At 37.1% G+C, this 24,563-nt stretch carries 27 protein-coding genes and 1 riboswitch; of the genes, 24 read left to right on the top strand and 3 right to left on the bottom strand.

The annotated features are described in order from the left end of the window. Positions 1 to 196 precede the first annotated feature (196 nt). Together CCE82_RS05160 and CCE82_RS05155 are read left to right on the top strand one after the other, a co-directional pair. Positions 197 to 1,264, top strand: a complete 1,068-nt coding sequence (locus tag CCE82_RS05160) for a YkvI family membrane protein (RefSeq protein ID WP_086428351.1) — start codon at positions 197 to 199, stop codon at positions 1,262 to 1,264. 42 nt (positions 1,265 to 1,306) lie between these two features. After that, entirely contained in the window at positions 1,307 to 2,332 is a 1,026-nt protein-coding gene (locus CCE82_RS05155) for an alpha/beta hydrolase (protein ID WP_086428350.1), read from the top strand. A gap of 270 nt (positions 2,333 to 2,602) precedes the next feature. Here CCE82_RS05155 and CCE82_RS05150 read toward each other — a convergent pair whose 3' ends face one another. Then, entirely contained in the window at positions 2,603 to 3,130 is a 528-nt protein-coding gene (locus CCE82_RS05150; protein ID WP_086428349.1) for a GNAT family N-acetyltransferase, read from the bottom strand. Between the two features lie 160 nt (positions 3,131 to 3,290). Between CCE82_RS05150 and CCE82_RS05145 the strand changes: the two genes are divergently transcribed. The 7 genes from CCE82_RS05145 to CCE82_RS05115 all read left to right on the top strand — a co-directional run bounded on the left by CCE82_RS05145 (position 3,291) and on the right by CCE82_RS05115 (position 11,170). Further along, entirely contained in the window at positions 3,291 to 4,211 is a 921-nt protein-coding gene (locus CCE82_RS05145) for an NAD(P)H-binding protein (RefSeq protein WP_086428348.1), read from the top strand. A 5-nt stretch (positions 4,212 to 4,216) separates the two neighbouring features. After that, positions 4,217 to 4,897: a response regulator transcription factor gene (locus CCE82_RS05140; RefSeq protein ID WP_086428517.1), complete on the top strand. Its 681-nt coding sequence runs from the start codon at positions 4,217 to 4,219 to the stop codon at positions 4,895 to 4,897. After that, positions 4,884 to 5,906, top strand: coding sequence for a sensor histidine kinase (locus tag CCE82_RS05135; RefSeq protein ID WP_086428347.1), 1,023 nt, complete (start codon positions 4,884 to 4,886; stop codon positions 5,904 to 5,906). The genes CCE82_RS05140 and CCE82_RS05135 overlap by 14 nt, the downstream gene beginning before the upstream one ends. A gap of 105 nt (positions 5,907 to 6,011) precedes the next feature. Next, complete coding sequence (locus CCE82_RS05130; protein WP_086428346.1) at positions 6,012 to 6,773, top strand: ABC transporter ATP-binding protein; 762 nt, start codon at positions 6,012 to 6,014, stop codon at positions 6,771 to 6,773. Then, positions 6,763 to 8,661 (top strand): FtsX-like permease family protein, encoded by a 1,899-nt coding sequence (locus CCE82_RS05125; protein ID WP_086428345.1) that lies wholly within the window; start codon positions 6,763 to 6,765, stop codon positions 8,659 to 8,661. Before CCE82_RS05130 ends, CCE82_RS05125 begins: the two co-directional genes overlap by 11 nt. Before the next feature lie 875 nt (positions 8,662 to 9,536). Beyond that, entirely contained in the window at positions 9,537 to 10,154 is a 618-nt protein-coding gene (locus CCE82_RS05120; protein WP_014614598.1) for a DUF47 domain-containing protein, read from the top strand. Positions 10,155 to 10,168: 14 nt separating this feature from the next. Continuing rightward, complete coding sequence (locus tag CCE82_RS05115; RefSeq protein ID WP_086428344.1) at positions 10,169 to 11,170, top strand: inorganic phosphate transporter; 1,002 nt, start codon at positions 10,169 to 10,171, stop codon at positions 11,168 to 11,170. Between the two features lie 381 nt (positions 11,171 to 11,551). Here CCE82_RS05115 and CCE82_RS05110 read toward each other — a convergent pair whose 3' ends face one another. Further along, positions 11,552 to 12,370, bottom strand: coding sequence for a LysM peptidoglycan-binding domain-containing protein (locus CCE82_RS05110; protein ID WP_086428343.1), 819 nt, complete (start codon positions 12,368 to 12,370; stop codon positions 11,552 to 11,554). 340 nt (positions 12,371 to 12,710) lie between these two features. Here CCE82_RS05110 and CCE82_RS05105 point away from each other — a divergent pair, with 340 nt between their 5' ends. The 11 genes from CCE82_RS05105 to CCE82_RS05055 all read left to right on the top strand — a co-directional run bounded on the left by CCE82_RS05105 (position 12,711) and on the right by CCE82_RS05055 (position 21,310). Continuing rightward, the gene (locus tag CCE82_RS05105) at positions 12,711 to 13,331 is read left to right on the top strand and encodes a Bax inhibitor-1/YccA family protein (RefSeq protein ID WP_086428342.1); all 621 of its coding nucleotides are present in this window, start codon (positions 12,711 to 12,713) and stop codon (positions 13,329 to 13,331) included. 18 nt (positions 13,332 to 13,349) lie between these two features. Continuing rightward, positions 13,350 to 13,458: riboswitch (TPP riboswitch) on the top strand. Positions 13,459 to 13,533: 75 nt separating this feature from the next. Continuing rightward, positions 13,534 to 14,124, top strand: a complete 591-nt coding sequence (locus tag CCE82_RS05100) for a thiamine phosphate synthase (RefSeq protein ID WP_086428341.1) — start codon at positions 13,534 to 13,536, stop codon at positions 14,122 to 14,124. Next, positions 14,125 to 14,325 (top strand): sulfur carrier protein ThiS, encoded by a 201-nt coding sequence (gene thiS, locus CCE82_RS05095; RefSeq protein ID WP_086428340.1) that lies wholly within the window; start codon positions 14,125 to 14,127, stop codon positions 14,323 to 14,325. A 3-nt stretch (positions 14,326 to 14,328) separates the two neighbouring features. Next, entirely contained in the window at positions 14,329 to 15,096 is a 768-nt protein-coding gene (locus CCE82_RS05090) for a thiazole synthase (protein WP_086428339.1), read from the top strand. Continuing rightward, a complete protein-coding gene (locus tag CCE82_RS05085) occupies positions 15,096 to 16,100 on the top strand; it encodes a ThiF family adenylyltransferase (protein ID WP_086428338.1) in 1,005 nt (334 codons plus the stop codon). Before CCE82_RS05090 ends, CCE82_RS05085 begins: the two co-directional genes overlap by 1 nt. Before the next feature lie 75 nt (positions 16,101 to 16,175). Continuing rightward, positions 16,176 to 16,892 carry a YebC/PmpR family DNA-binding transcriptional regulator gene (locus CCE82_RS05080; RefSeq protein WP_086428337.1) on the top strand — a complete coding sequence of 239 codons (717 nt, stop codon included), beginning with the start codon at positions 16,176 to 16,178 and terminating at the stop codon, positions 16,890 to 16,892. A gap of 18 nt (positions 16,893 to 16,910) precedes the next feature. Further along, positions 16,911 to 17,393: a cupin domain-containing protein gene (locus CCE82_RS05075; RefSeq protein WP_086428336.1), complete on the top strand. Its 483-nt coding sequence runs from the start codon at positions 16,911 to 16,913 to the stop codon at positions 17,391 to 17,393. Between the two features lie 558 nt (positions 17,394 to 17,951). Next, positions 17,952 to 18,548: a ribonuclease FAU-1 family protein gene (locus CCE82_RS05070; RefSeq protein ID WP_086428335.1), complete on the top strand. Its 597-nt coding sequence runs from the start codon at positions 17,952 to 17,954 to the stop codon at positions 18,546 to 18,548. 88 nt (positions 18,549 to 18,636) lie between these two features. After that, positions 18,637 to 19,506 (top strand): LysR family transcriptional regulator, encoded by an 870-nt coding sequence (locus CCE82_RS05065; protein ID WP_086428334.1) that lies wholly within the window; start codon positions 18,637 to 18,639, stop codon positions 19,504 to 19,506. 85 nt (positions 19,507 to 19,591) lie between these two features. Next, the gene (locus CCE82_RS05060; RefSeq protein ID WP_086428333.1) at positions 19,592 to 20,797 is read left to right on the top strand and encodes a sugar efflux transporter; all 1,206 of its coding nucleotides are present in this window, start codon (positions 19,592 to 19,594) and stop codon (positions 20,795 to 20,797) included. Positions 20,798 to 20,812: 15 nt separating this feature from the next. Then, positions 20,813 to 21,310 (top strand): DUF456 domain-containing protein, encoded by a 498-nt coding sequence (locus tag CCE82_RS05055; protein WP_240507166.1) that lies wholly within the window; start codon positions 20,813 to 20,815, stop codon positions 21,308 to 21,310. A 96-nt stretch (positions 21,311 to 21,406) separates the two neighbouring features. Here CCE82_RS05055 and CCE82_RS05050 read toward each other — a convergent pair whose 3' ends face one another. Beyond that, on the bottom strand, positions 21,407 to 22,090 hold the full coding sequence (locus CCE82_RS05050) for a DUF1129 family protein (RefSeq protein ID WP_086428332.1): 684 nt from the start codon (positions 22,088 to 22,090) through the stop codon (positions 21,407 to 21,409). A 92-nt stretch (positions 22,091 to 22,182) separates the two neighbouring features. On the opposite strand from CCE82_RS05050, the gene CCE82_RS05045 reads away from it, so the two are divergent. From CCE82_RS05045 to CCE82_RS05030, 4 genes are all read left to right on the top strand, one after another. Continuing rightward, entirely contained in the window at positions 22,183 to 22,638 is a 456-nt protein-coding gene (locus CCE82_RS05045) for a GNAT family N-acetyltransferase (protein WP_086428331.1), read from the top strand. Positions 22,639 to 22,707: 69 nt separating this feature from the next. Further along, positions 22,708 to 23,031, top strand: a complete 324-nt coding sequence (locus CCE82_RS05040) for an SA0632 family lipoprotein (protein ID WP_086428330.1) — start codon at positions 22,708 to 22,710, stop codon at positions 23,029 to 23,031. Positions 23,032 to 23,164: 133 nt separating this feature from the next. Next, positions 23,165 to 23,464 carry a hypothetical protein gene (locus CCE82_RS05035; protein WP_086428329.1) on the top strand — a complete coding sequence of 100 codons (300 nt, stop codon included), beginning with the start codon at positions 23,165 to 23,167 and terminating at the stop codon, positions 23,462 to 23,464. A 209-nt stretch (positions 23,465 to 23,673) separates the two neighbouring features. After that, positions 23,674 to 24,222, top strand: a complete 549-nt coding sequence (locus tag CCE82_RS05030; RefSeq protein ID WP_086428328.1) for a GNAT family N-acetyltransferase — start codon at positions 23,674 to 23,676, stop codon at positions 24,220 to 24,222. The last annotated feature ends 341 nt before the right edge of the window (positions 24,223 to 24,563 follow it).

Below are 24,563 nucleotides of genomic sequence, written 5' to 3'. Positions count from 1 at the left end.
TACAAAAATAACAGTTTATAGCGTGTGTTTATTCGGTAAAGAGTATAAAAAACATATCAAAAATGGATTTGATAACGTCATAAACACTGTTGTATCAAGGCTTACACGCGTTTTTTAATCTCGGTGAAATTTGAAATTAATGGATGAATATGTTTTAATGTTTAACGTGTTTTGCTAACGAGGAGGTCAAAACAGTATGAAAAAATATAGTGAAGCTATAAAGATAGCTTTTGCCTATGTAGGGGTAGTGGTCGGTGCCGGCTTCTCTACAGGTCAAGAAGTACTGCAATTTTTTAGTCAGTTCGGTATTTATTCCTATATAGGTGTGGTGATTTCAGGGTTAATCTTGACATTTATTGGACGTCAAGTTGCTAAAATTGGTACAGCGTTTGACGCAGAAAACCATGAATCAACACTCGAATATCTATTTGGTAAAAAACTTGGACTTGTGATTGATTATGTTTTAATTTTGTCATTGTATGCTGTAACGATTACGATGATTGCAGGTGCAGGTTCAACGTTTTATGAAAGTTTCGGCGTGCCAACATGGCTTGGCGCATTGATTATGTGTATTATCGTTTATATTACGTTATTAATGGATTTCAACAAAATTGTGCGTGCATTAGGTATTGTGACACCTGTGTTAATCGTGTTAGTTGTACTGATTGCTGCAGCATCATTATTCCAAGGTTCTATTCCATTTTCGAAAATCAATAGTGTAGTGGAAAAACCAAATTTAGGTATCGCAATTTGGAATGGTTTTAACTATGGTGGTTTAGCTTTCGCAGTTGGTTTTAGTACGCTTGTAGCCATTGGTGGCGATGCGTCTAAACGATTAGTTTCAGGTTTAGGTGGCTTAATTGGTGGCGTTGTTTATCTCGTACTTTTAGGTTTAATCAACTTTGCACTTCACTCTGAATATACTGAGATTAAAGATGCAGCAATTCCTACATTAGTTTTAGCTGGAAAAATATCACCTATTTTAACATTCGTGCTTTCTATCGTAATGTTAGCAGTAATGTATAATACGATTTTAGGCCTGTCTTATTCATTTGCAGCGCGTTTCACATCACCGTATTCTAAACGTTATTATATTATGATTTCTATTTTAGTCCCACTTGCATATGCACTTAGCTTCGTAGGCTTTGAAGGCTTAATCGCTGTCGTTTACCCAATGATGGGGGTTATCGGTCTATTTATCGTTGTTGCAGTTGTTGTTAAATACTTCTATAGAAAATCTCAAGATAAGAAATTCATTGCTTAATTAATAGGATATGTTACAATTTTTCCGAAAGGAAAGATTGGAATGACAAATCGTAGAAAAAGATGGATTTTGATTACCGTCATTATTCTTATTGTTATAGCCGGTCTTATAGCCGGCTATTTTTTTGGTTCTCATGAGTCAAAAGAAGCAGAGAATAAAGTTTCGATTCAAAATAAAAATGTTTCAGCTTTTGAAAATATTACATATATGGAAGGACTTCCAAACAGTCAATTGGATATTTTAATGCCGAAACACGTCAATGCCGATGAAAAACTCCCAGTTATTTTTTGGGCGCACGGTGGTGGATTTATTGCAGGGGACAAGCAATATAAAAATCCTTTATTGGCGAATATTGTAGAGCATGGTTATGTTGTTGTGAATGTCAATTATGCATTGGCTCCGGAATATCAATATCCGACGCCTTTAATTCAAATGGATCATGCAGTTCGTTTTATTAAGCAACATGAGCAAAATTTACCGATTAATTTAGACGAAGTGATTATCGGTGGGGACTCTGCTGGTGCACAAATTAATAGCCAGTTTACAGCAATTCAAACCAATGCGCAATTACGTGACGAAATGGGTTTTGAGCAGCAATTTACGCCACAACAACTGAAAGCGGCTATTTTCTTTGGTGGGTTTTATGATATGAAAACAGTACGTGCGACTGAATTTCCAAGAATTGATTTGTTTATGAGAAGCTACACGGGTGTGAAACATTGGGAGACGCGTTTTAAAAATATTGCTGAGATGTCGACGAAGAATCAAATTACACCTGATTTTCCAGCAACCTATTTATCAGTTGGCGATGCGGATCCGTTTATGAGCCAAAACGTTTCTTTTGCGGATGCGTTAGAGCGAGAAGGCATTGTAGTAGAGCGCTTTTTCTTTGATGGTTCACATCATTTGAGACATCAATATCAATTTCATTTGCAGAAACCAGAATCCAAAGAAAATATTCAAAAAGTATTGGGCTTTTTAAGTCGAAATACGTCTAACACACAAGTGAATACAGAAGTGAAAGATGACATTCATACAGAAATTAATTTAAATCCGTATGATATGTAGCGCAGTTAATGAAAGACTGATGAGGCATTGTGACTGTCTTATCAGTCTTTTGCTATTTAAATATGTAAAAAGATAAAGAGGTTGGACCACAATTAAGTTTTCCAAGCCTCTCCTATAATAAATGTAAGTTGTAATAGTGAAACATATATAGGACGAAAATTTTGATACTTGTCCATTTCTTCAGTCGATATTAAAAAAGTTTATAGATACTTTAAAATTTATTAGAAATGATTTTAGTGATTCTGTATTGGAAATGGTACACTAAATGTATCAATGTGATTCATCTGTCGGTTCACTTAATAAATAAGCCATAATCAGTTCGTTAAAATATTGCCCTTGAATTTTTAAAGTGTGGCGCATTTCACCTTCAACTTTAAATCCGGCACGTTCATATAGATGAATAGCTGTTTTATTTTCAGTGACAACAGTTAACGCAATTCGAGTGATCCCGCGTTCTTGACACCATTTTTTGCAATGTTGAATTAAATCAAAGCCAATACCTAAGCCTTGGAATTGACGTAGCACCGCCATGGAAATTTTTGCTTGGTGTTCAATACGACGAAGTTTTTGAGTGGTCACCGTCAAATAACCGACTAATTGATGTTCATTTTCTGCGACGAGGATTGTGAGATGAGGCGAAGTGATGACAGCTTCAATACGCGAAATAGCGTTTTCTAATGAAGGCATATATTCACCTGGCTCATAAAGCATGTATTCTGATTCTTCAAAAACTTGTTGCATCAGTGTAGTCAATGCTTCCACATCATTGATACTGACTTCTCTGATTGTAATCGTCATGCCTACACCTCCATTCAGTACATATTGAAAGGACACATTGTTGGAAAATCCTTAAGCTTATTGTAGCCTAATTTAATAAATATAGGAAATTTCTAACATGATTAATTGAGTTTTGAAAAATGGATTATATTTTTATAATGAATTGAGAAAGGAGTTTTTTATGAAACCGCATGTGTTATTAGCTGGAGGTACAGGGTATATCGGCCAAAGTTTAATTAAAGATTTACACGATACGACGACGTTACATACGATGTCACAATATCCTAAAAAACAGTTTCATCCGGACGTCACGGTCATTAAAGGTGATATTTATCATTATGCTGATGTGTTACGTGCAATGGAAGGCATGGATATCGCGATTTACTTTTTGGATCCGACAAAGCATTCCGCCAAATTGACACGCGCATTAGCGAAAGATTTAAATTTAATCGCAGCAGATAATTTTGGACGTGCTGCTGCTGAACAACAAGTTAAAGAGATTATATACGTGAGCGGCAGCCAATTTGATGATGAGACCGTCAAACAACTTGGCGCTTACGGTGTGCCAGTTAGAACAACAGCACACGCGGTTAAACGTCCTCATATTTCCGTTGAATTTCAAACGTCAAAGTACAATGATATTCGTATTGCACATCATATCCCAAGACCTCAACCTTGGAATTTAGCGCAATGGATACAACAATTACGTATTTGGTTGTCAATCACACCAGGCACGAGAGTTACTGTTGAACAAGATGGCCAGCAATTTAAAGTGTATCGCAAAAATAGTGCGCAGTTGTTAATGCAGTTAGAGTTGGAAAAAATAGATGATGATTTGTATCGACTCGTAATGACACAAGGGCGTTTGGCACGATTAAATCAAGGCAAGCGTGCACAAATTGAATTTCGATACATTCGTCAATGCGATTTTGTGATTGCCCATGTCTTTGATTTTATTCCGAGCGCGCTATGGCCAGTTGCATATTTTGTTCAAGTACCCTTTATTCAAATGATGTTGCGTGGTTTTGATACGAAATGTCGCATTCATCATTTTCAATATCGTAAACAAAACGGAGAGGACTTACGTTACACAAAGGACTGATGAAAATGGATATACTCCTTGTAGAAGATGATCAAACTTTATGTCAACAAATTACCGAAGCATTAGCGAGTTGGGATTTCAATGTGATTAAAGTGCACGATTTTGATGCGGTCTTACAAACATATCTGGATCATCAACCGCATATGATATTAATGGATATTACATTGCCTAAATTTGATGGCTTTTATTGGACGCGACAGATTCGTCAACATTCCAGTGTGCCTATTATATTCATTTCGTCTCGTGATAGCCCGATGGATCAAGTGATGAGTATGGAAATTGGCGCTGATGATTATGTGCAAAAGCCGTTTCATATGCCCGTACTCATTGCGAAACTTCAAGCCATTTTTCGACGTGTGTATCAATACAATCAACAAGAACGCCGCACGATGATTTGGCAAGAGGCGGTCGTCGATTGGTCTAAAGGCACAGTAACCAAGCAAGATGATGTGACGTATTTATCCAAAACAGAAATGTTGATTTTAGAAGTGCTGCTCCAACATAAAAATGAAATTGTTGCGCGAGAAGATTTGATGACAGCACTCTGGGATGACGAAGCGTTTGTCAGTGATAATACGTTGACGGTCAATGTGAATCGCTTGCGTAAAAAACTTGCGGCAATGGGCATGCCGTCAGTCATCGAAACTAAAGTTGGAAAGGGATATATTGCGCATGATAACGTCTAAATGGTTTTTATATTTCATGAGAGAACGTATCGCCTGGATTTTAATGTTTGTCGTTTTTGATGCCATTTTGTTGTGTTTTGGATTTTTAGATGATGATATTCCGTATAATAACTTATGGTATATTATCGGTGTTAAATGGATTGTCAGTCTGTTCTTTTTGATACGTGCATCTATGAAAGAGACGCGTTTTTATATGCATTTAGAAACTTTTGAAGAAATTGAAGCTTTCCAACAAAATCAACTCGCGGAAACGCCTTTTGAAAAAGTGACACTGACGTATTTAGAGACAAAGATGGCGCAATTACAACAATCAATAGGAGAGCAACAGCACAGAATCGATCTCAATGAACAAAGTATGACAGAATTTATTCATGATATTAAAACACCCGTGACTGCGCTCAAACTTTTGATTGAAAAAGAAGACAGTCACATGAGAAAACAACAACTGATGTATGAATGGACGCGCATCGATTATATGTTAGATCAGCATCTATTTTTAGCACGTCTTCATCATCAAGCGCATGACATGTATTTTGAAAAAGTCACATTGCGTGAACTCGTCATTGATGAAATACGGCAGACACGCCATATAGCGATGCATAAAGGGATGGGCTTTAATGTTGATATTACTAAAACGACAATGGTTTATACGGATAAGCGATGGATGCGGATGGTCATTCGTCAAATTATTTCAAATGCGATTAAGTATTCTGAGCAAGCGGATATCGATGTGTTTCAAACGTTTGAAGACAATCATGTAAGTTTGCATATTCGTGATTATGGGGTAGGTATTGCGAAACATGATATGCCGCGAATTTTTCAACGAGGTTTTGCTGCTCAAAATGGACCTGCGATACAAACGTCATCGGGCATGGGACTTTATTTAGTGGAAGCGGTACGTGAAGCACTTGGTATTCATATCGATGTTACGTCTCAAGTTGGTGAAGGGACAACTGTCTCGATACACTTTTCAAAACAAAATGATTATCTCGCACGCATGTCAAAGTGACAAAACTGTCACATGAGGCATGCGTTTTGTCACGTGATTCGCACGATTTTAGTGCTGATGCTCGTTAAAATAAAAGTATCAATTTATCGTAAAGGAGTGTTCAACGTGTCTATTTTAAAAGTGAGTCACGTAAGTAAAATATATGGCAATAAAAAGCAATCGTTTGAAGCATTAAAAGATGTGCATTTTACAGTCGATAAAGGGGAATTTGTGGCGATTATGGGGCCTTCAGGTTCTGGTAAAACGACTTTGTTAAATGTGATTAGTTCTATCGATAATGTGACAAGAGGGACAATTGAAATCAACGGTCAAGATATTACGAGAATGTCCAATAAACAATTATCCTATTTCAGAAAAAAAGATGTAGGATTTATTTTCCAAGACTACAATGTGTTGCATACATTAACTGTTCGAGAAAATATTATGTTGCCGCTTTCCATTACAAAACTGAATCGTCAAGAAGCAGAAGCCCGTTATCAAGAAGTGACAGAGGCATTGGGTATTACTGAACTCGGTAGTAAATATCCAGACGAGATTTCAGGAGGCCAAAAACAACGTACTGCAGCCGCGCGTGCACTCATTAGTAAACCGGCAATTGTTTTTGCTGATGAACCAACTGGCGCCCTAGACTCGAAAAGCGCGCAAGACTTGTTGAAACGTTTAGAGGCGATTAATCAACACATGGAAACAACGATTGTCATGGTGACGCATGATCCTGTTGCCGCGAGTTATGCGAATCGTGTCATTATGCTAAAAGACGGCCAAATTCACACGGAGTTATTCCAAGGCGATCAACCAGCCTCACAATTTTATCAAGAAATCATTCACAACCAGAGCGTATTGGGTGGTGTGAAACATGCGTTTTAGTGCGATTGTCCTCAAAAACTTTAAACAAAACTTAAGACATTATAGCATTTACCTGTTTTCTTTAATGCTCAGTATCGCACTTTATTTTAGTTTTGTAACTTTAAAATATACCGATGACATTACTAATTCGGAAGGCGCATCGTTATTAACTACAAGTGCAGGTATTGGTGAAAAGTTTTTGTTTGTGATTATTATCATATTTTTAATGTATGCGAATCGCTTGTTTATTAAACGACGGACGAAAAGTTTTGCGCTATTTCAACTCATTGGTTTATCGCGTAAAGATTTGATGCGCATGATGATGCTAGAACAAGCGGTCATCTTTATTGGAACAACAGTCATCGGATTGGTTCTAGGTTTATTTGGTTCGCGATTATTACTATTAATTGTTAAAAAAACAACACAAATTCCGATTGATATTAAAATTATTTTCGAACCTGCAGCGATGATGATTACGATGATACTGGTTGTCATTTCGTTCATCTTAATTATGGTACAAAGTTTTGTGTTCATTAAGCGTCGTTCGATTATTCAATTGATGTATGATGTGCAACAAAGTGAAGCCACGCAACCGAATATTACAAAAGCAGATGTTATTTTTGGTTTACTCGGTATTATCATGATTGGTCTCGGCTATTATTTATCAACGATTATGTTAAAACATATTGAACTCATCGGTTATTCTGCGCTGTCGATACTCTTCTTAACAGTTGTGGGGGCATATTTATTTTTCAGAAGTTCTGTGTCATTGATATTTAAATCATTAAAAAGAAGTAAACGGGGCTATGTCAATGTGACGGACGTCGTATTTACCGCGTCGATTATGCATAGAATGAAAAAGAACGCCTTCTCATTAACAGTTATTGGGATTATTTCGGCGATTACGATTACGTTATTATCTTTTGCGGCCATTAGTAAGGCAAACATTGAAAATAATTTGAACGGTCTAGCTCCTCATGAATTTACGTATATCGATGAAGGTGATGCACAAAAGTTTGAAGCGTATTTAAAAGCGAAACATATCCCATATGACAAAGTGGCACAACATGTGATTCAAGTCCCTGTTGTACATGCTAGTCAGCAAGTGAATAAGGACTATGATCTTGTCCCTGTACTCAGTGATGCGGAAGTCGCTAATATCGATGTGAAACCAGGTGAAATCACATTAGTGAATTATGTTAAAGTGTCAGAGGCCTTTACGGGATTAGATGAAGGTGTAACATTAGACTTAGGAAATAAAACAAAACACGCACCATTAGAAGTTACAGAAGCTTCTCCGTATAACGCATTGTCATATGTTGCTGCTCTCGGACAAGCGGTAGCAGTTGTAGATAATCAAACATTTGATATGCTGAAAGAAACTCAAGTTAATAATGATAAAGATCAACCGATTACACAAATTGGATTTGATTTAAAAAATGCGAAAGATGTTGCTGCAGTTGAAAGCGTGAATAAGCAATTCAACAAAGCAATATATGATTCTCGTACAACATTAGAAAAAGAACAACTGGCATTTTCAGGCATGTTCTTGTTTGTGACTGGTTTCTTAGGTATTGCCTTTTTAATCGCGGCAGGCTGTATCATTTACATTAAGCAGATGGATGAAAATGAAGATGAAATGTCAAACTATCAAATTTTGCGTAAAATGGGGTATACACATCAAGACATGTTTAAAGGTTTAGCATTGAAAATTGCCTTTAACTTTGGATTGCCCTTGATAATTGGATTAGGTCATGCCTATTTCGCAGCGCGTGCCTTTAATACATTGATGAATGGTGTGAACTTTACACCTGCGTTAATTGCAATGGCAATATATGCATTAATTTATTTGATATTTGCAGTACTTGCTTATTATCATTCGAGACGTGCGATCAAATTTTCGATTTAACAAATAGTAGGAAAGGGGATAGGTAGATTATATTCAGGTAGAGCCAGATGCATCTTCTTATCCCATCTCCCTATGATTTATCATGTGATCGTGTGATGATTGTATGTCTTTTAAACTTGTGCCATGATAAAGGCATTAAAAACGCTTAATCCCCTTTCCTGAGAGAGATTAGGAGTTAAAAACATAGCGACATATGTTTTACTATTACAACCTATGACTTAGGTACCCTCGTTATTTTTGCGGATAACGGGGGTTATTTTTTACGGTCATACTATGAATGTTATATGCAATAGGAAATAATTTGTTATATCACTAATGCATGAAACGTATAAATTTCCAAGCTTTGAACAACCTAAAATTCATACGCTTGTTGATATAATTGAAATGTAAGTGAATGCGTTTCTGTATCATTTGTGTGAATTTAACACAAATGATAAGTTTTTATTATCACGTTTAAGCGCGTTAGTGTATCAAAATCATTGGAAAATGTCCTTTAAACGATTTTCATAAATTTTAAATATTTTACAAAAGGGACATATTTGAAGGGATTTACATTAAAAAAGTAATGAAATGTGTCAAAAATAGAAAGCATACACGACCCGAAAATAATGTTGAAGCACCTCGAAGACATCTTCACAAAATAAAATGTTAAGGTTTTGTAAATTTAATTGTAGCTTCTTTAAATATGTGCTATTTTCGAATAGGATTATGAAAAAATGTGAAAACATTGGGCACCAACAAAAATGAAAGTTAAAAAGGTGATGTTGCCTGCACGTTATGTTTTGAGTTAACAAAGGATTAACAATATTTTATAATTAAAGTAACATAACTTTTACAATAGTGATTTAGGTAATCGCTGAATGGAGGATTTTGACATGATTAGGAAGAAAAAGGATAAGTTCATGGAGCGTCTAGAGGATATGATTTTCAATTTAGACCGAGCTGCAATCGAATTCGGTAAAATGGATTTCAATACACATTTAGATTTGCGAGCTTATGCCGACAACGTGAAGACGTATGAATCTCATGGTGACGAATTAATGCACCAAGTGATTACAGACCTCAATCAAACATTTATTACACCTATTGAACGTGAAGACATTATGTCATTGTGTAATGCGATTGATGACGTCTTAGATGCGATGGAAGAAACATCTGCTATGTTTGAAATGTACTCAATAGAATATACAGATGAATACATGTTAGAGTTTGTAGACAATATTCAAAAAGCAATCGGAGAAATGAAGCTAGCAATTGGCTTAATGACAGAGAAAAAGCTTTCACATATGCGCGTACATTCGATTAATATTAAAGAATACGAAACAAATTGTGACGGTATTTTACGTCAATCGATTAAACATATCTTCAATAGTGAAACAGACCCTGTCACTTTAATTAAGATCAAAGACATTTATGAAAGTTTAGAAAATATTGCTGACCGCTGCCAAGCTGTTGCGAATAATTTTGAAACAATCATAATGAAAAATAGCTAAGGGAGTCCTCATTTATGGAGTTTTTGTTGCTTATTACAGTAGCTATCATTATCTTTTCGTTATTATTTGATTTTATTAATGGATTTCACGATACAGCGAATGCAGTAGCTACAGCAGTATCTACACGTGCTTTAACGCCAAGACAAGCCATTTTCTTAGCGGCCATTATGAACTTTATTGGTGCTTTGACGTTTACAGGTGTGGCTTCAACAATTACAAAAGAGATTGTGGATCCTTTTACATTAGATAATGGTTTGATCGTTGTATTATCTGCTATATTAGCTGCAATTGTGTGGAATTTAGTGACTTGGTTTTATGGCATACCAAGTTCATCTTCACACGCGTTAATTGGTGCGATTGCAGGTGCAGCGATTGCTTCTGCAGGTTCGTTTGATGTCTTACACTATCAAGGTTTTACAAAAATCGTACTTGTCTTAATTTTGTCACCTGTGATTGCATTTGCAGTAGGTTTCGTGATGTATACGATTGTTAAGAAAGTATTTAAAAATGCGAACTTAACACGTGCGAATCGTAACTTCCGCTTTTTCCAAATTTTCACTGCATCATTACAATCGTTCTCTCATGGGACGAATGATGCGCAAAAATCAATGGGTATCATTACAATGGCGTTAATCGTTGCGAATATGCAAACGAGTGTTGAGCCTGCATTATGGGTGAAAATTTCCTGTGCTGCGGCAATGGGATTAGGGACAGCAGTCGGTGGTTGGAAAATCATTAAAACTGTCGGTGGTAATATCATGAAAATCCGTCCTGCTAATGGGGCGTCAGCAGACTTAGCATCAGCGTTAACAATCTTTGTCGCATCATCGTTACATTTTCCATTATCAACAACGCACGTCGTTTCATCTTCAATTTTAGGTGTGGGCTCATCTAACCGAATTAAAGGTGTGCATTGGAATACAGCTAAACGAATGATTGTGACATGGGTGATTACATTACCTATTTCTGCATTGATTGCTGGTATTTTTTACTTCATTTTAAATTTATTCTTATAATGATGAATACTATACACTAAGGAGCTAAGATGAATGTCTTGGCTTCTTTTCTTTTTTAGATCAGTGCAGTTTTGAGATGGGACAAAGGCATAACAATTTTAAAAGTCCATTAACCTGGGGATGGGACATAAAAATTTTTGATGCTATTGATGCAATATTTTTGTATGCCATTTCCCTTCATTTTCCGACTGCTTTAAAGTCATTAATGAATCATAAATCTCTGAATGGATTGAAGTTTAAAATTTTCAATGTCCCGCCCTCTCTCATTTGCCCGCATCGTAGGAAGAAAAATGGGGGAGTTACTGTTTAAAAAAGGCAATAAAAAAGATTAACGATTGATGTCCGAAAACACCAAAGTTAATCTTTTTCTGTTGATTATAATTAATGAATATAATTGTATGATGATGCAATTGATGCTGGAATTGTACGGTAATCTTGTTGTCCTGGTGGTGTATTATAGTTCATTTCTGAAATTAAAATGCTACCATCATCATTCACACGTTCAACAAAAGCAACGTGGCCGACTGGACCTTCAAAGTTTTGCATAATTGAACCTGTTGTTGGATTATGATCTACAGTATAACCATCAGCTGCGGCATTCGCTGCCCAATGATCTGCATTCCACCAATACGTACTAATCGGTTGACCAATTTGTGCACGACGATCAAACACATAATACGTACATTGACCCCAGTCGTATAAGTTTTGATGATTAAAAGTAGGTGTATTGTATTGGCCACTTGTTGAAATACTACCCGTTCCGCCGGCGCCACCTGTTTTTGGTGCTGCGTTACCGCCAGGAATTTGAAGTTGTTGATTTGGATGGATTAAATAGCTTGTTAATCCATTGGCACGCATTAATTCTTGAACAGACACACCGTATTTTGTAGCAATGACATTTAAAGATTCGCCAGCTTGAACAGTGTATGTGCCTCCAGTTTGTTGTGGTACAGTAGCAGAAGATTGTGCACCGCTACCGCCACCTATAGCTAAGACTTGACCTGGAAAAACCATGTTGTTTGATAATTGGTTCGATTGCTTAAGTGCATCAACTGTTGTTCCATATTTTTGCGCGATGGACCAAAGTGAATCTCCGGATTGGACTGTATATTGCGTTGACGCGTCGGCATCTTGATGATTGAGCATAGCGACGGCTGCCGCACCTGAAGTCAACGTACATGCAAATGCGAGTTTTTTCAATGTATTGCCTCCTTATTTACACGAATGATAAGATGTGTTGAGCAATGAATAACGAAATGTGTAAATTGATTATTAATTCAATCATTATGATAACAAATATTTTGAGTGAGAGGGGGGATGTTACGAATCTGTAATATTGCGAAAAATATAATTTTGCTATAGTGTTGTTCTTGAATGTTGTCACTGTCCAATTTATAGAAATTTTGATTTACAAATCTTTTGAGATAATTAAAGTTTTTGTAATATAAATGTATCGTTTATCAATGGAATATTTGTATCACATCTGCGTTTGATTCTGTGATAACTTATCGTAAAATAGGATGAAAGGAGGCAAAATGAGATGGCAACACAATACCAATCCCGTTCTGCTTATAGCAAAGTATGGTTGTTTTTTACGTATTATTGGTTGATTTTTGGGATTTCAACTTATTTCGGACAGTTTTTACCGACAGCTTGGCGTCAACCCTTATCTATAGGACTACTTATTTTAATCTTAGCGTCTATGGTACTTCAACGAGTGCGCTTTAGTGGTCCGATTATTTCTCATATTTATACGATTGTCGTCGGATTGTTATCCTATGCGACATTTATGTATACATTGCAAGATTTAGGTGCTCAATTATTTTTCACTATGGTCATTTTAGCTGTTTCTGGATTCGTTATCTTTGGTATTCTCGGCTATTTTTGGATTAAAGATGCGTCGAGTCTAGGGAAATATTTATTTGTGACATTAATCGCATTGATTTTAGCAAGTCTTGTTGGTTGGTGGATTCATAGTCCAGTCCTTTACACAATCATTGCGGTTGTAGGGTTATTGCTTTTCTTATTGTATACATTGTATGACTTTAATCGTATGAAGTTAGGACACTTTTCACCGCGAGAAATGGGGTTTAATTTATTCTTAAACCTTTTCCACATTATTCGTTATGTGTTAGAATTAGCTCGTATAGTGAAACGATAAAACAATTGAATATTTGAAACAATCCACTGGAAGTGCCGTTGTTAATGGCTGAGATTGAAATAGTGATTTCAAAATTCCTGAACCTGATCCAGTTCGTACTGGCGTAGGAAAGTGGCTGTATTTGTGTCAAATGAGGCTACTTTTCTGGTGTAATTTACGAGGAAAGTAGTTTTTTTATTGTGAAAGGAGAGGGGGGAAGGCGATGATTATAGTCATAACACCGTATGTTGAGTTGAACAACCGTCATATCGAGCGTCTATGTAATATCGAGGGACAGATAGCGGGTGTCATTTTACGGACACCTATGCAGACACCACATCTTGAGCGATGGACATTAAAGTTATTGGCCAATGGTTTTCCTAAATCAAAAGTCATCATACATACCGATTTGGCATTAGCAATAAAACTCGGCATTTCAAATGTGCATTTTAAAGAGGGAGATCCACGTGCAGCAATATTGAAGAAAGAAAATCCACACTACCAAGTGAGTATGTCGACACATTCAGCAGCAAGGATTCGTCATGCAAAAATAGAGCAGTTAGATTTTGTGCTATTTGGTCATCTTTTCCAAACCCCTTCCAAACCTGATTTGCCACCACGGACAGAAACTGAAATTGCTGAAGCGTTAGCCATTGATTTTCCGATAGTGGCATTGGGAGGTATTACAGCTGACACGGTGCAACACGTATCGTCTCATTTTACAGGAATTGCATGTATTAGCAGTGCATTTACACATGAACTTCAAACATTTAAAAGGATGGTTCATGATTGGTCATTAAAGAAGGTGAAATGAATGGAAGTTTTTGTAAATGGAGAAAAACAACAATTTGAAGAAGGAACGACTGTGCAAGACATTTTAGACCATTTCGGTATTGAAGCGAAACGGATGGCTGTCGAACGCAACGCAGAAGTTGTTAAACGTTCGAAGTGGTCGACAACGGAAGTACGACAAGCAGATCAATTAGAATTGTTAGAATTTGTAGGAGGCGGTTAACAGATGTTTAAAATTGGGAATTTAACATTCAATTCGAGATTATTTTTAGGGACAGGCAAATTTGAAAACGAAGCCATTCAATCTAAAGCTATTGAAGCATCAGAAACGGAAGTACTCACATTTGCGGTGCGACGTATGAGTTTATATGACAGAAATTTACCGAATCCCCTAGCGAATGTCGATTTATCAAAGTTTACGACATTTCCTAATACAGCAGGAGCAAAAACAGCAGAAGAAGCTGTGCGTATTGCTGAATTAGCGCGTGAAGCTGGCGTATGTGACATGATTAAGGTCGAAGTGATTGGTGATGATGATACATTACTTCCAGACCCACTTGAAACGTACAAAGCGTGTGAAATTTTATTAGAAAAGGGTTATATTGTTTGCCCATACATTTCAGATGATGTCGTGTTAGCTAAGCGACTAGAAAGTTTAGGCGTGCATGCTGTGATGCCACTTGCTTCTCCTATTGGTACAGGACGTGGCATTACAAATCCATTGAACCTCCGTTATATAATTGAAAAGTGTGAGGTACCCGTTATTGTTGATGCAGGCATTGGTTCGGCAAAAGACTGTGCGGAAGCGATGGAACTTGGTGCAGATGCGATATTGCTCAACTCAGCAGTTTCACGTGCACAAGACCCAGTTAAAATGGCTGAAGCGATGAAAAAAGGCATTGAAGCGGGGCGTCTGAGCTATGAAGCAGGGCGTATTCCGATTCGTTATAATGCAGTTCAATCAAGTCCATCAGAGGGGCTAGGCTTTTTATAATGGAACGTTATCATAGACAAATGCGCTTCCAACATTTTGGGACATCTGGCCAACATCAATTACAGCAATTACATGTATTGATCATAGGTGTTGGCGCTTTGGGAAGTGGTATTGCAGAACAACTGGTGAGAAGTGGTGTCGGCAAATTGACCATTGTTGATAAAGATGTCGTTCATTTGTCCAATTTACACCGGCAAAGTGGCTATATTGAAGCAGATGCTGAAGTGATGAAGCCAAAAGTTTTTGCGCTTAAAGAACGCCTTGCCATGATGAATCATGAAGTGACCATTGAACCGTTGTACGAAGAAGTGACAGCACGAAACATTGAAGGCATCCTTGAAGAATTACAACCTGACATGGTACTCGATGGACTCGATCGTTTTGAAACACGTTATTTAGTCAATGAAGCGACGCGTAAATTGAACATTCCGTACATTTATGGTGCTGTTGTAGGTAGTCAATTGAGCGTCTTTCCGATTAGTCATGATGGTCCGTGTTTACATTGCGTCATGCCAGATGTACCAGAAACGATGGAAAGTTGTGATCTTAACGGCGTCTTGCCACCCGCTGTGCATCTAGCGAGTAGTTTTGTCGTGGCAGAAGTTTTTTATTATCTGATGCACGGCGATTTTTCGTACCAGATGACGACAACGGATATTTATCAAGGTAAAGTGAAAAAACTATCGATTCAAAGTCTTAAGGAAGAGAATTGTCCGGTCTGTGCTCAGCAACAATACAGGCGTCTACAAAATAAACAGCTCAAGTCTACGCAATTACTATGTGGCGGTGTGTATCAGTTCAGGTTATCCCGAGAACAATTCGAAGCGTCAATACGTAAAGAGGTAACGGTTTTAATCGATAATGCTTTTGTTAAAAGACTTCAGTTTCAAACGTATGAATTAACGCTGTATCAAGATGGACGTGTATTAGTTTATGGCGCGTCAGATATTGAAACTGCACAATCCATCGTTCGACAAGTGTTCGAACAACTGATTCATATTTAGAATGTTGCCATCGCCTAAATTTTACATGTATAATAAAGGGTACTCAAAAAAGTATTTGAAAGCGAGATGGAAGTCATGGGACGTAAATGGAATAATATTAAAGAAAAGAAAGCGCAAAAAGATAAAAACACAAGTCGAATTTACGCTAAATTTGGTAAAGAGATTTATGTAGCAGCGAAATCGGGTGAACCAGACCCTGAATCAAACCAACAATTAAAATTTGTCCTTGAACGCGCAAAAACTTATTCTGTACCCAACCATATTATTGATAGAGCGATTGAAAAAGCGAAAGGTGGCGGCGAAGAAGACTTCGATTCACTCCGTTACGAAGGTTTCGGTCCAAGTGGTTCTATGGTGATTGTGGATGCCTTAACGAACAACGTCAATCGTACAGCTTCTGACGTAAGAGCAGCTTTTGGTAAAAACGGAGGAAATATGGGCGTGTCTGGCTCAGTTGCTTATATGTTTGACCATACCGCTACATTTGCATTCGAAGGTTTTGATGCTGATACAGTACTCGAAGCTTTAATGGAAAATGATATTGACGTTCGTGACGTGACAGAAGAGGGCGGTTTAACAATTGTGTACGCTGAACCTGATCAGTTTGCGACTGTACAAAAAGCGTTAGCACAATTAGGTGTGACATCATTTGAAGTAGCCGAACTTGAAATGTTACCACAAACAGAAGTCCAACTTTCAGCAGAAGATCAAGAAACGTTCGAAAAATTAATCGATGTATTAGAAGAATTAGAAGACGTTCAACACGTTTATCATAATGTAGAACTTGCATAATCATTGGAGGTCAATGTCATGGAAGCACAAGAATGGGTGCGCCATTTAGATTTAACCCCTCATCCAGAAGGGGGCTATTATCGCCAAACCATTTTAAGTCCGGATACGACGAATGAAAGACCGCATTATTCTAGCATTTATTTTCTACTGGAGGATAATAATATTTCACATTTTCATCGTATTGATGCAGATGAGATTTGGTATTATCATGCCGGTGAGACGCTGACAATTCATATGATTTATCCGGATCATACGTATCGTGCAGTGCAATTAGGCCCTAATGTAGCAGATGGCGATGTGTTGCAATATGTTGTGCCAAAAGGAACGATATTTGCATCATCTATCGAACGTGAAAATGCATTCGCGGTTGTCGGTTGTATGGTGCAACCTGCGTTTCAGTTTGAGCATTTTGAGTTGTTTACACAAGAAGAGCTGTTGTCATGGTATCCTGAGCATGAAGCAATTATTCGGAAGTATGCGAAGGTTTCGGTGGATGAATAGGTTGATTTGAAAGGCTGATGAGATGTTGGTATCTTATCGGTCTTTTTTGTTTTCACAATTTATAGTGGGGGATGTGTCATAAGTTTTGCCATTGAGAGATTGCTGAACCATCACTCGCTTTCTTAGGGGCTGATTCTTCAACTAACCAACGCTAGATTTTAAAGTAACATAGTAGAAGCGTTGGTGGATTTTCCGAATCAGCTCATCCCTCAAGAGTCTCGGATGGTTCAAGCAATTCTAAAACACCACTGACTCATAAAACATGAAAATGCGAAAGCAAAAAGTATGATGTCTATTAAATGAGAGAGATTCGGGCTACGCGTTCCCAGGGGACTTGCCTCAACTCAATTTGGCTTGATTGACATGTCCATTCAATAGTCATAAATGTATTGAAATATAACGAATGGTTTGAGTGAAAAAGCAGTGTTCGAGTGCGATGACATCATGTTTTGGCTTATGTATGTCTCTGAATGAACAGTATTTTATATGATAGTATAGATGCAACAAGTGACATCCTACTTCGATTTATATATAATGAAAAAAAGGGAGTTGGTGGCTGTGAAAGTGAAATATATTGATAAACGTCACTGGCGTCGCCTCTTAGACCATGATTATATCGAAGTTAAAGTCAATAATAATAAATTTAAAGGCATAATAGGTTTAATTTCAATCAAAAAGGTGAGAGATCCTTTAGAGGTGACTGTTGTAAATCAACGAATGGTAGTAGCTGACGATGGCTATCAATGGCTACAAATCCTGCCAGAGAAAAAGCGTTACAGCATGACAGTAATGTTCAATGACAAAGGACAACCTTTACAATACTATTTTGATATAAATTTAAAAAATATTACGCAAAAAGGCAAGGCACGTACGATTGATTTATGTTTAGATGTGCTTGCTTTACCAGATGGCCAATATGAACTTGTAGACCAAGAAGACTTAGAGCGTGCATTGAAATCGAACCAAATTACGCGAAAGCAATATCATGAAGCTTATGTCATTGCACATCAATTGATGATACAAATTGACGAAGATTTTGAAAGTATTGAAAAGAAAGCAATGTATTGTTATCACAAAATTAATCGCAAATACCATAAGCGAGAAAAGTACAAACAGTTTGAGGAATCAAAAAGAGATGGTTTTCACACACCGTAACAACCGCCACCGTGTGCTGTGAAAGGGTTTCTGCACACTGGACAAATATCTTGTCTAGTGTTTCTTTTATTTTTGAGGAGGCTGTACGATGAAAATTGATGATTATCGGTTATTAATTACTTTAGATGAAACACGCACACTGAGAAAAGCGGCTGAACGTCTTTATATTTCACAACCTGCTGTCACACAACGTTTGAAATCGATTGAACGTCATTTTGGTGTAGACATTTTTATACGTACGAAAAAACAGTTGATTACAACGACAGAAGGTGCGATGGTTATTGCGCACGCGAAGTCGATGTTGAAACAAGAACGCCTATTCCAAGACAAAATTAAGGCTCATGTTGGCGCGATTAATGGAACGCTGTCGATTGGTTGTTCATCATTAGTCGGCCAAACCGTGTTACCAGAAGTGCTCAGTCGTTACACTGCAGAGTTTCCGAATGTTGAAATTCAATTACAAGTTGGCTCAAGTGAACATATTAAAGCAAATCATAACGATTACCATATTATGATTGTGAGAGGTAATCAATTATTAAATATGCACAACGATCATTTGATGGATGACCAACATTATTTTATTTACCCTAAAAATAAAGAAGCTGAATTACATAAGTTGCCCTTTATTGAATTTCAAGCGGATCCCGTTTATATTAATCAAATTAAGACGTGGTATCAACAGCATATGTCACAAGACTATCATGCGCGTATTAAAGTAGACCAAGTTGCGACGTGTAAAGCGCTGTTGTTGAGCGGTGTAGGGGTGACGATTTTGCCGGAGATTATGGTGAAAGACTTAGATACATCTCAATTTGCAATGTTAAAAGTTGATGTAGAAGAACAATCTTTAGTGCGTTCTACATATTTAAGTTATGACATGAGTATGGTACAGTTACCTCAAGTCAGTTCATTTATCAATGTGTTTAAGACTTATTTGCACATTGAAGATATCGAATAAAGACATGTGATGTATAGAAAAAGAGAGAGCAGCATCATGCTATTCAATATCAACATTTTGAAGTATTTAAAAAGGGAGAACACACATGTTTCGTGAATTATTAACGATTAAAAATTATAAGTTATTTATTGTGAATATGATGCTGATTGGGATGGGCATTGCGATTACAGTCCCATTTTTTGTCTTGTTTGCGACCAATCAGCTAGGGATGACGACCAATCAGTTTGGGTTGTTATTGGCATTGGCAGCCATTAGTCAATTTACAATGAACAGTATTGTCGCGCGTTTTTCGGATACTCACGCCATTAATCGAAAAGTGATTATTATTGCAGGTTTATTTATGGGAGCTATCAGTTTTACGTTACCTTTTTTTGTTCATTCGGTCGTGTTATTCATTATTTTGTATGCTATTTTTCAAGGGTTATTCGCTCCGGCTATGCCTCAACTTTATGCTTCTGCAAGGGAATCTATTAATCAATCCACGTCAAGTAGTCGAGCGGTATTTGCCAATTCTGTATTACGTTCCATGTTTTCATTTGGTTTCCTATTTGGCCCGTTAGTGGGGAATATTTTAAACCAATCTTGGGGCTATAGTGGTTTGTTTGGTGGGACTGTCGCAATTATTTTGACGACACTACTTCTTCAAGTTTTCTTTTTTAAAGATGTGAAAGCGAAAAAGCCTGTACGTGATAGTGCGACAACTGAACAAGATGCACCTTCTATGTTGAAACATCGCTATTTAATTATCCCATTCGTTGCTTTTGTGTTATTACATATCGGTCAGTGGATGTATACCCTCAATATGCCGCTTTTTGTGACACAATATTTGCATGAAGAAGAAAAGTATGTCGGTCATCTTGCGAGTTTGTGTGCTGGTTTGGAAGTGCCGTTTATGATTATTCTAGGCATGGTTGCAAGCAAAGTAGAGACACGTACGTTATTAGCTATTGCAGCAGTTTGTGGTAGTTTATTTTTTGGTAGTATCGGAATATTTGAAAGCGTCCACATGATGCTTGTCGGACAGGTGTTACTAGCAGCCTTTTTAGCTGTATTACTCGGTATAGGGATTAGTTATTTCCAAGATGTTCTACCGCAATATCCAGGTTATGCGTCGACGTTGTTCGCTAATGCTATGGTTATCGGTCAATTATTAGGGAATTTATTAGGTGGCGCAATGAGTCATTGGGTTGGTTTAGGTAATGTATTTTACATTTCTGCGCTATCACTGGCATGTGGATTTGTGTTAATTTTATTTACTAAGAAAAGTAGAAAAAAAGTACAAACTGTGTAAATAAGGAGAAGGCAAATGGTGATTTTAGATGTTATTTTATGGTTGCTCATTTTAGCAGCATTCGTATTGGCATTTATAGGTTTAATCAAGCCCGTGATTCCAGCTATTCCTGTATTATGGGTTGGATTTTTAATTTATCAGTTCGGCATTAATGGATCGACGTTATCATGGATTTTTTGGACAGCGATGATTGTGCTAACGATTTTTATTTTTGTATCAGATTTATGGCTCAATCGCTATTTTGTGAATCGATTCGGCGGTACGAAAAAAGGGGAGTGGGCAGCTTTAATTGGTGTGCTTGTAGGTGCCTTTGTACTCCCGCCTTTTGGTGTCATTGTTGTGCCGTTTATCGCTGTCATTATTGTTGAAATGATGCAGTCAAAAAATGTCACACAAGCAGTCAAGGCCAGTTTTGGTTCGCTTGTCGCGTTTTTCTCTAGCGCAGTCATGCAAGCGGTACTCATGTTTGTCATGATCATTTGGTTTTTCATTGATGCTTTGCTCATCAATTAGAGGGACCTTGATAAAATAAAATAAGTCGGGTAAATGAAAGGTAAGCAGTTACTTTCATCGACCCGACTTTTTTAATTGTATATTAAAATTGATGGATTAACGCCAAGAAGCACTTTTAGCATTGTCATCATTTTTATATTTCAGCATACCAATAGGCACAACGACAAATGAAGCGATAATAAATGCCCAATTACTAATATGTATATAAGGGCCAAATTCTAAAAAGTTTTGTGGAAAAAAGAAAATAATAAAAATCAATACAATGAGTGCCATAAGTACGACATATCCAAGCAACCAAGCGAGACGTGAATAGTCAAAAGCTTGAAGTTGAATCATTTTGAAACAAGACCAAATGAATAAAAAAGTGACAAAAATACCTGCAATAAAAGTGAGCGGAAAGGTATATAAAAAGACACGCGTATCATTAATGAAAAATCCTAAGAACCCTTTTAAGAAGCAGAATACACCTAATAAAAAGACAATATGTTGTAAAATATAATGACAAATATTCATAAAAGTATGGTTAGGCATCTCTTTAATTGTTTGAATGGCATGTTTTTTAGGATTATGACCAAAAAATTCCATCGCATGAAGACCTTTATTTTCAGCTTTGAGCAAATGACCTAAAATACGTTGTAGCACTTTTTCGGAGTCGTGTGCATTGACCCGCATATCAGCACGAACGTATGTCATATAACTTTCAAAGATTTGACGATCCGTATTATTGAGACGTAACGATTTAACATTATTTTCTTTCATGAGTTCGTTCGTCGTTTTCATTGGTCAAGCACCTCCTCATATCATCATAGTGAACTGTACTTATTATGACGATATTCATTCGATAAATCAATCCTAAAAGAAAGGAGATTGTTATGTTTTTACTCACGCCCGAAGATAGAGAATATATTCATAGCGTGGCAGAACATCACGTTCAACTGTTGCAATCAGATACTTTAACAAAAACACAAGGGACGCAAATGGAAATTGCACTTTATGAAGAAATGATTGCGCACCGATTACGTCATGCGGGAGATTGGATTGGCGTCGTCACAGATGTGAAAAACGGTATGATTGCTTATGCATGGGCGCACTACGAACCAGCAAGTGCTCAAGTGACAATTGAGTCTTTATATGTGGCGCCTGAATATCGACAACAGGGCTATGCTACTGAACTCAAACAACAGATTGAGACATGGGCAAAAATGCAAGGTGCACGCCAACTAATGGGTACCGTACAACAATCTAATCAAGCGATGGTTCAACTGAATGAAGCGTTAGGCTATCGTGTTGAAAAATATATTATGTCAAAATCATTAGAAGAGTCATAAGCATTATGCGTATCTATTTAAACCATGATAAAATAAAGTGTAAGTCATTCTAATTGGAGAGAAATAATAATGAAGAAACAGCTTATCGCACTGGTTGGTACAGTATTTTTGTTATCAGGGTGTGGCAATAGTGAAAAGGAAAAACTGCAAAATGAAATTAAATCGTTGGAAAACGAACAAAAAGAATTACAAGAAGAAAATAAAAAGTTAAAAGAACAGAGCGAAAAATTAGATAATCAAATTAAAGACCTTGAAAATTCTATTGATAAAGCAAAATCATCAGATGATAAGAAAAAGAGCAGCAAAGACAAAAAGAAAGCAACGGAATCTAAAAAAGATGCTAAATCGACAGAACAATCAAAAGAAAAGTCTGATACTAAAGAAAAAAACTAATTTAAGCTATCGTTGTTTAACGTCATTTTGATATCTTAAGCTATTGACATGACCCGCAAGGAAGCGCGTTTGATGTTGAGAGGGATAGGGTATTAAAAACACATATATTACGGAGAGAAAAGAGGGTTATCGTATGTACGAAAAAGAATTTAGATTGTTAGAAGGCCGCGACATGTCACTTGTTGAACTTGGCCGTGAACTTGAAAACATTACAGGTTATACCATTGTTGATTCGACAGGTGAGTTACAACGTTCTATCGCATTGAAGCCTAACTTTAATCATGACTGGGAAACGTATACAGCTACATATCGTTTGAATCATAAAAAGGATTTTGTCGATGCAGTATTTACCACACAAAAAGGTCAAAATCCAGAACGGTTGAAAGAGGTACCTGTGACGATTCAACTCATTAGCTATATTTCTAAAGCGTAATGAAGTGAATATCGTATCAATAACTAAAGGCGCGGGATACATCTGACCGAGAAGATTTGAAAAGATAGCAGATGTTGACTGAAGATGCGCCCAGTAAAGCTTTCAGAAATCAAATGCATAACTGAGGCGGGAAGATGAAATCACATGCAACACTTGAGATTTCTGACCCGCTTCTTTCTTTGGATACATGGTTGAATGGGGGATGCATGATGACAGTGTATATAGAGACAAATCGATTAAAATTGAGAGACTGGTTAGATGAGGACTTAGAGCCATTTCAAAAATTAAATGCAAATCGCCAAGTCCGTCAGTATTTTCCGAGTTTATTAAGTTACCAAAAAACAGAACTGGATTTTCAAGCGATGAAATCCTATTTAAAAACGCACGGGATGGGGCTATTTGCAGTTGAATTAAAGGCAACGAAAGAGTGGATTGGTTTTATTGGGGTCAATTATATCCCTCAAACCGTAGACTATCCTTTTGATGAGCTCCCATTTTATGAAATTGGTTGGCGCTTATCTCCTGAAGTTTGGGATAATGGCATCGCAACAGAAGGGGCTGAAGCGGTGCTGGATTATGTGGCTGAACGCGGTGTGAGCGAAGTTTATGCGATGGCGGCCAAAGTCAACCATGCGTCGATTCGTGTGATGGAAAAGATTGGCATGACGCATTACGATGATTTTGAAAAGCCGGGATTGAGTGAACATCATGTACTGAGGCCACAAGTCCGTTATGTCAAACAGTTGAAACAAGCATAAGTTTGGTTTTAAACGAAACATTGTAATCATGTTTTGACCGCCGAATCGTGCAGCGCGTTCTTTGTCGCCTTGTACGATTCTTGCAATCTCGAGAAAAAGACATAACTGATCGGAAGCTAATGGAGGTTTTTGAAACTCATTTTTTGTCAATAAATGTGATACAACATGTTGTGAGGCTAAGATGCCTCTTTTTTGTTTAAAAATATTTCAAAGATTTAGAAGTAAAAGTTCGGTGTGCGCCGTGTATATAGGTGACAAATAAAATAGAGGGTGACTTGAATGATCAACAGAATGAAAAAATAGCGTTGTTAAAACGGATGGCGACACGTCCGATATCCATT

It is taken from the genome of Staphylococcus cornubiensis (assembly GCF_900183575.1).
GTDB classification, from domain to species: domain Bacteria; phylum Bacillota; class Bacilli; order Staphylococcales; family Staphylococcaceae; genus Staphylococcus; species Staphylococcus cornubiensis.
Note: the sequence above shows the minus strand (reverse complement) of the source record. Positions and strands in the feature narration are given on the sequence as shown.

Coding starts and splice junctions, on each gene's coding strand:
- CCE82_RS05160 (WP_086428351.1), top strand. CDS start 197: ATGAAAAAATATAGTGAAGCTATAAAGATAGCTTTTGCCTATGTAGGG.
- CCE82_RS05155 (WP_086428350.1), top strand. CDS start 1,307: ATGACAAATCGTAGAAAAAGATGGATTTTGATTACCGTCATTATTCTT.
- CCE82_RS05150 (WP_086428349.1), bottom strand. CDS start 3,130: ATGACGATTACAATCAGAGAAGTCAGTATCAATGATGTGGAAGCATTG.
- CCE82_RS05145 (WP_086428348.1), top strand. CDS start 3,291: ATGAAACCGCATGTGTTATTAGCTGGAGGTACAGGGTATATCGGCCAA.
- CCE82_RS05140 (WP_086428517.1), top strand. CDS start 4,217: ATGGATATACTCCTTGTAGAAGATGATCAAACTTTATGTCAACAAATT.
- CCE82_RS05135 (WP_086428347.1), top strand. CDS start 4,884: ATGATAACGTCTAAATGGTTTTTATATTTCATGAGAGAACGTATCGCC.
- CCE82_RS05125 (WP_086428345.1), top strand. CDS start 6,763: ATGCGTTTTAGTGCGATTGTCCTCAAAAACTTTAAACAAAACTTAAGA.
- CCE82_RS05120 (WP_014614598.1), top strand. CDS start 9,537: ATGATTAGGAAGAAAAAGGATAAGTTCATGGAGCGTCTAGAGGATATG.
- CCE82_RS05115 (WP_086428344.1), top strand. CDS start 10,169: ATGGAGTTTTTGTTGCTTATTACAGTAGCTATCATTATCTTTTCGTTA.
- CCE82_RS05105 (WP_086428342.1), top strand. CDS start 12,711: ATGGCAACACAATACCAATCCCGTTCTGCTTATAGCAAAGTATGGTTG.
- CCE82_RS05100 (WP_086428341.1), top strand. CDS start 13,534: ATGATTATAGTCATAACACCGTATGTTGAGTTGAACAACCGTCATATC.
- thiS (WP_086428340.1), top strand. CDS start 14,125: ATGGAAGTTTTTGTAAATGGAGAAAAACAACAATTTGAAGAAGGAACG.
- CCE82_RS05090 (WP_086428339.1), top strand. CDS start 14,329: ATGTTTAAAATTGGGAATTTAACATTCAATTCGAGATTATTTTTAGGG.
- CCE82_RS05085 (WP_086428338.1), top strand. CDS start 15,096: ATGGAACGTTATCATAGACAAATGCGCTTCCAACATTTTGGGACATCT.
- CCE82_RS05080 (WP_086428337.1), top strand. CDS start 16,176: ATGGGACGTAAATGGAATAATATTAAAGAAAAGAAAGCGCAAAAAGAT.
- CCE82_RS05075 (WP_086428336.1), top strand. CDS start 16,911: ATGGAAGCACAAGAATGGGTGCGCCATTTAGATTTAACCCCTCATCCA.
- CCE82_RS05065 (WP_086428334.1), top strand. CDS start 18,637: ATGAAAATTGATGATTATCGGTTATTAATTACTTTAGATGAAACACGC.
- CCE82_RS05060 (WP_086428333.1), top strand. CDS start 19,592: ATGTTTCGTGAATTATTAACGATTAAAAATTATAAGTTATTTATTGTG.
- CCE82_RS05055 (WP_240507166.1), top strand. CDS start 20,813: ATGGTGATTTTAGATGTTATTTTATGGTTGCTCATTTTAGCAGCATTC.
- CCE82_RS05050 (WP_086428332.1), bottom strand. CDS start 22,090: ATGAAAACGACGAACGAACTCATGAAAGAAAATAATGTTAAATCGTTA.
- CCE82_RS05045 (WP_086428331.1), top strand. CDS start 22,183: ATGTTTTTACTCACGCCCGAAGATAGAGAATATATTCATAGCGTGGCA.
- CCE82_RS05040 (WP_086428330.1), top strand. CDS start 22,708: ATGAAGAAACAGCTTATCGCACTGGTTGGTACAGTATTTTTGTTATCA.
- CCE82_RS05035 (WP_086428329.1), top strand. CDS start 23,165: ATGTACGAAAAAGAATTTAGATTGTTAGAAGGCCGCGACATGTCACTT.
- CCE82_RS05030 (WP_086428328.1), top strand. CDS start 23,674: ATGACAGTGTATATAGAGACAAATCGATTAAAATTGAGAGACTGGTTA.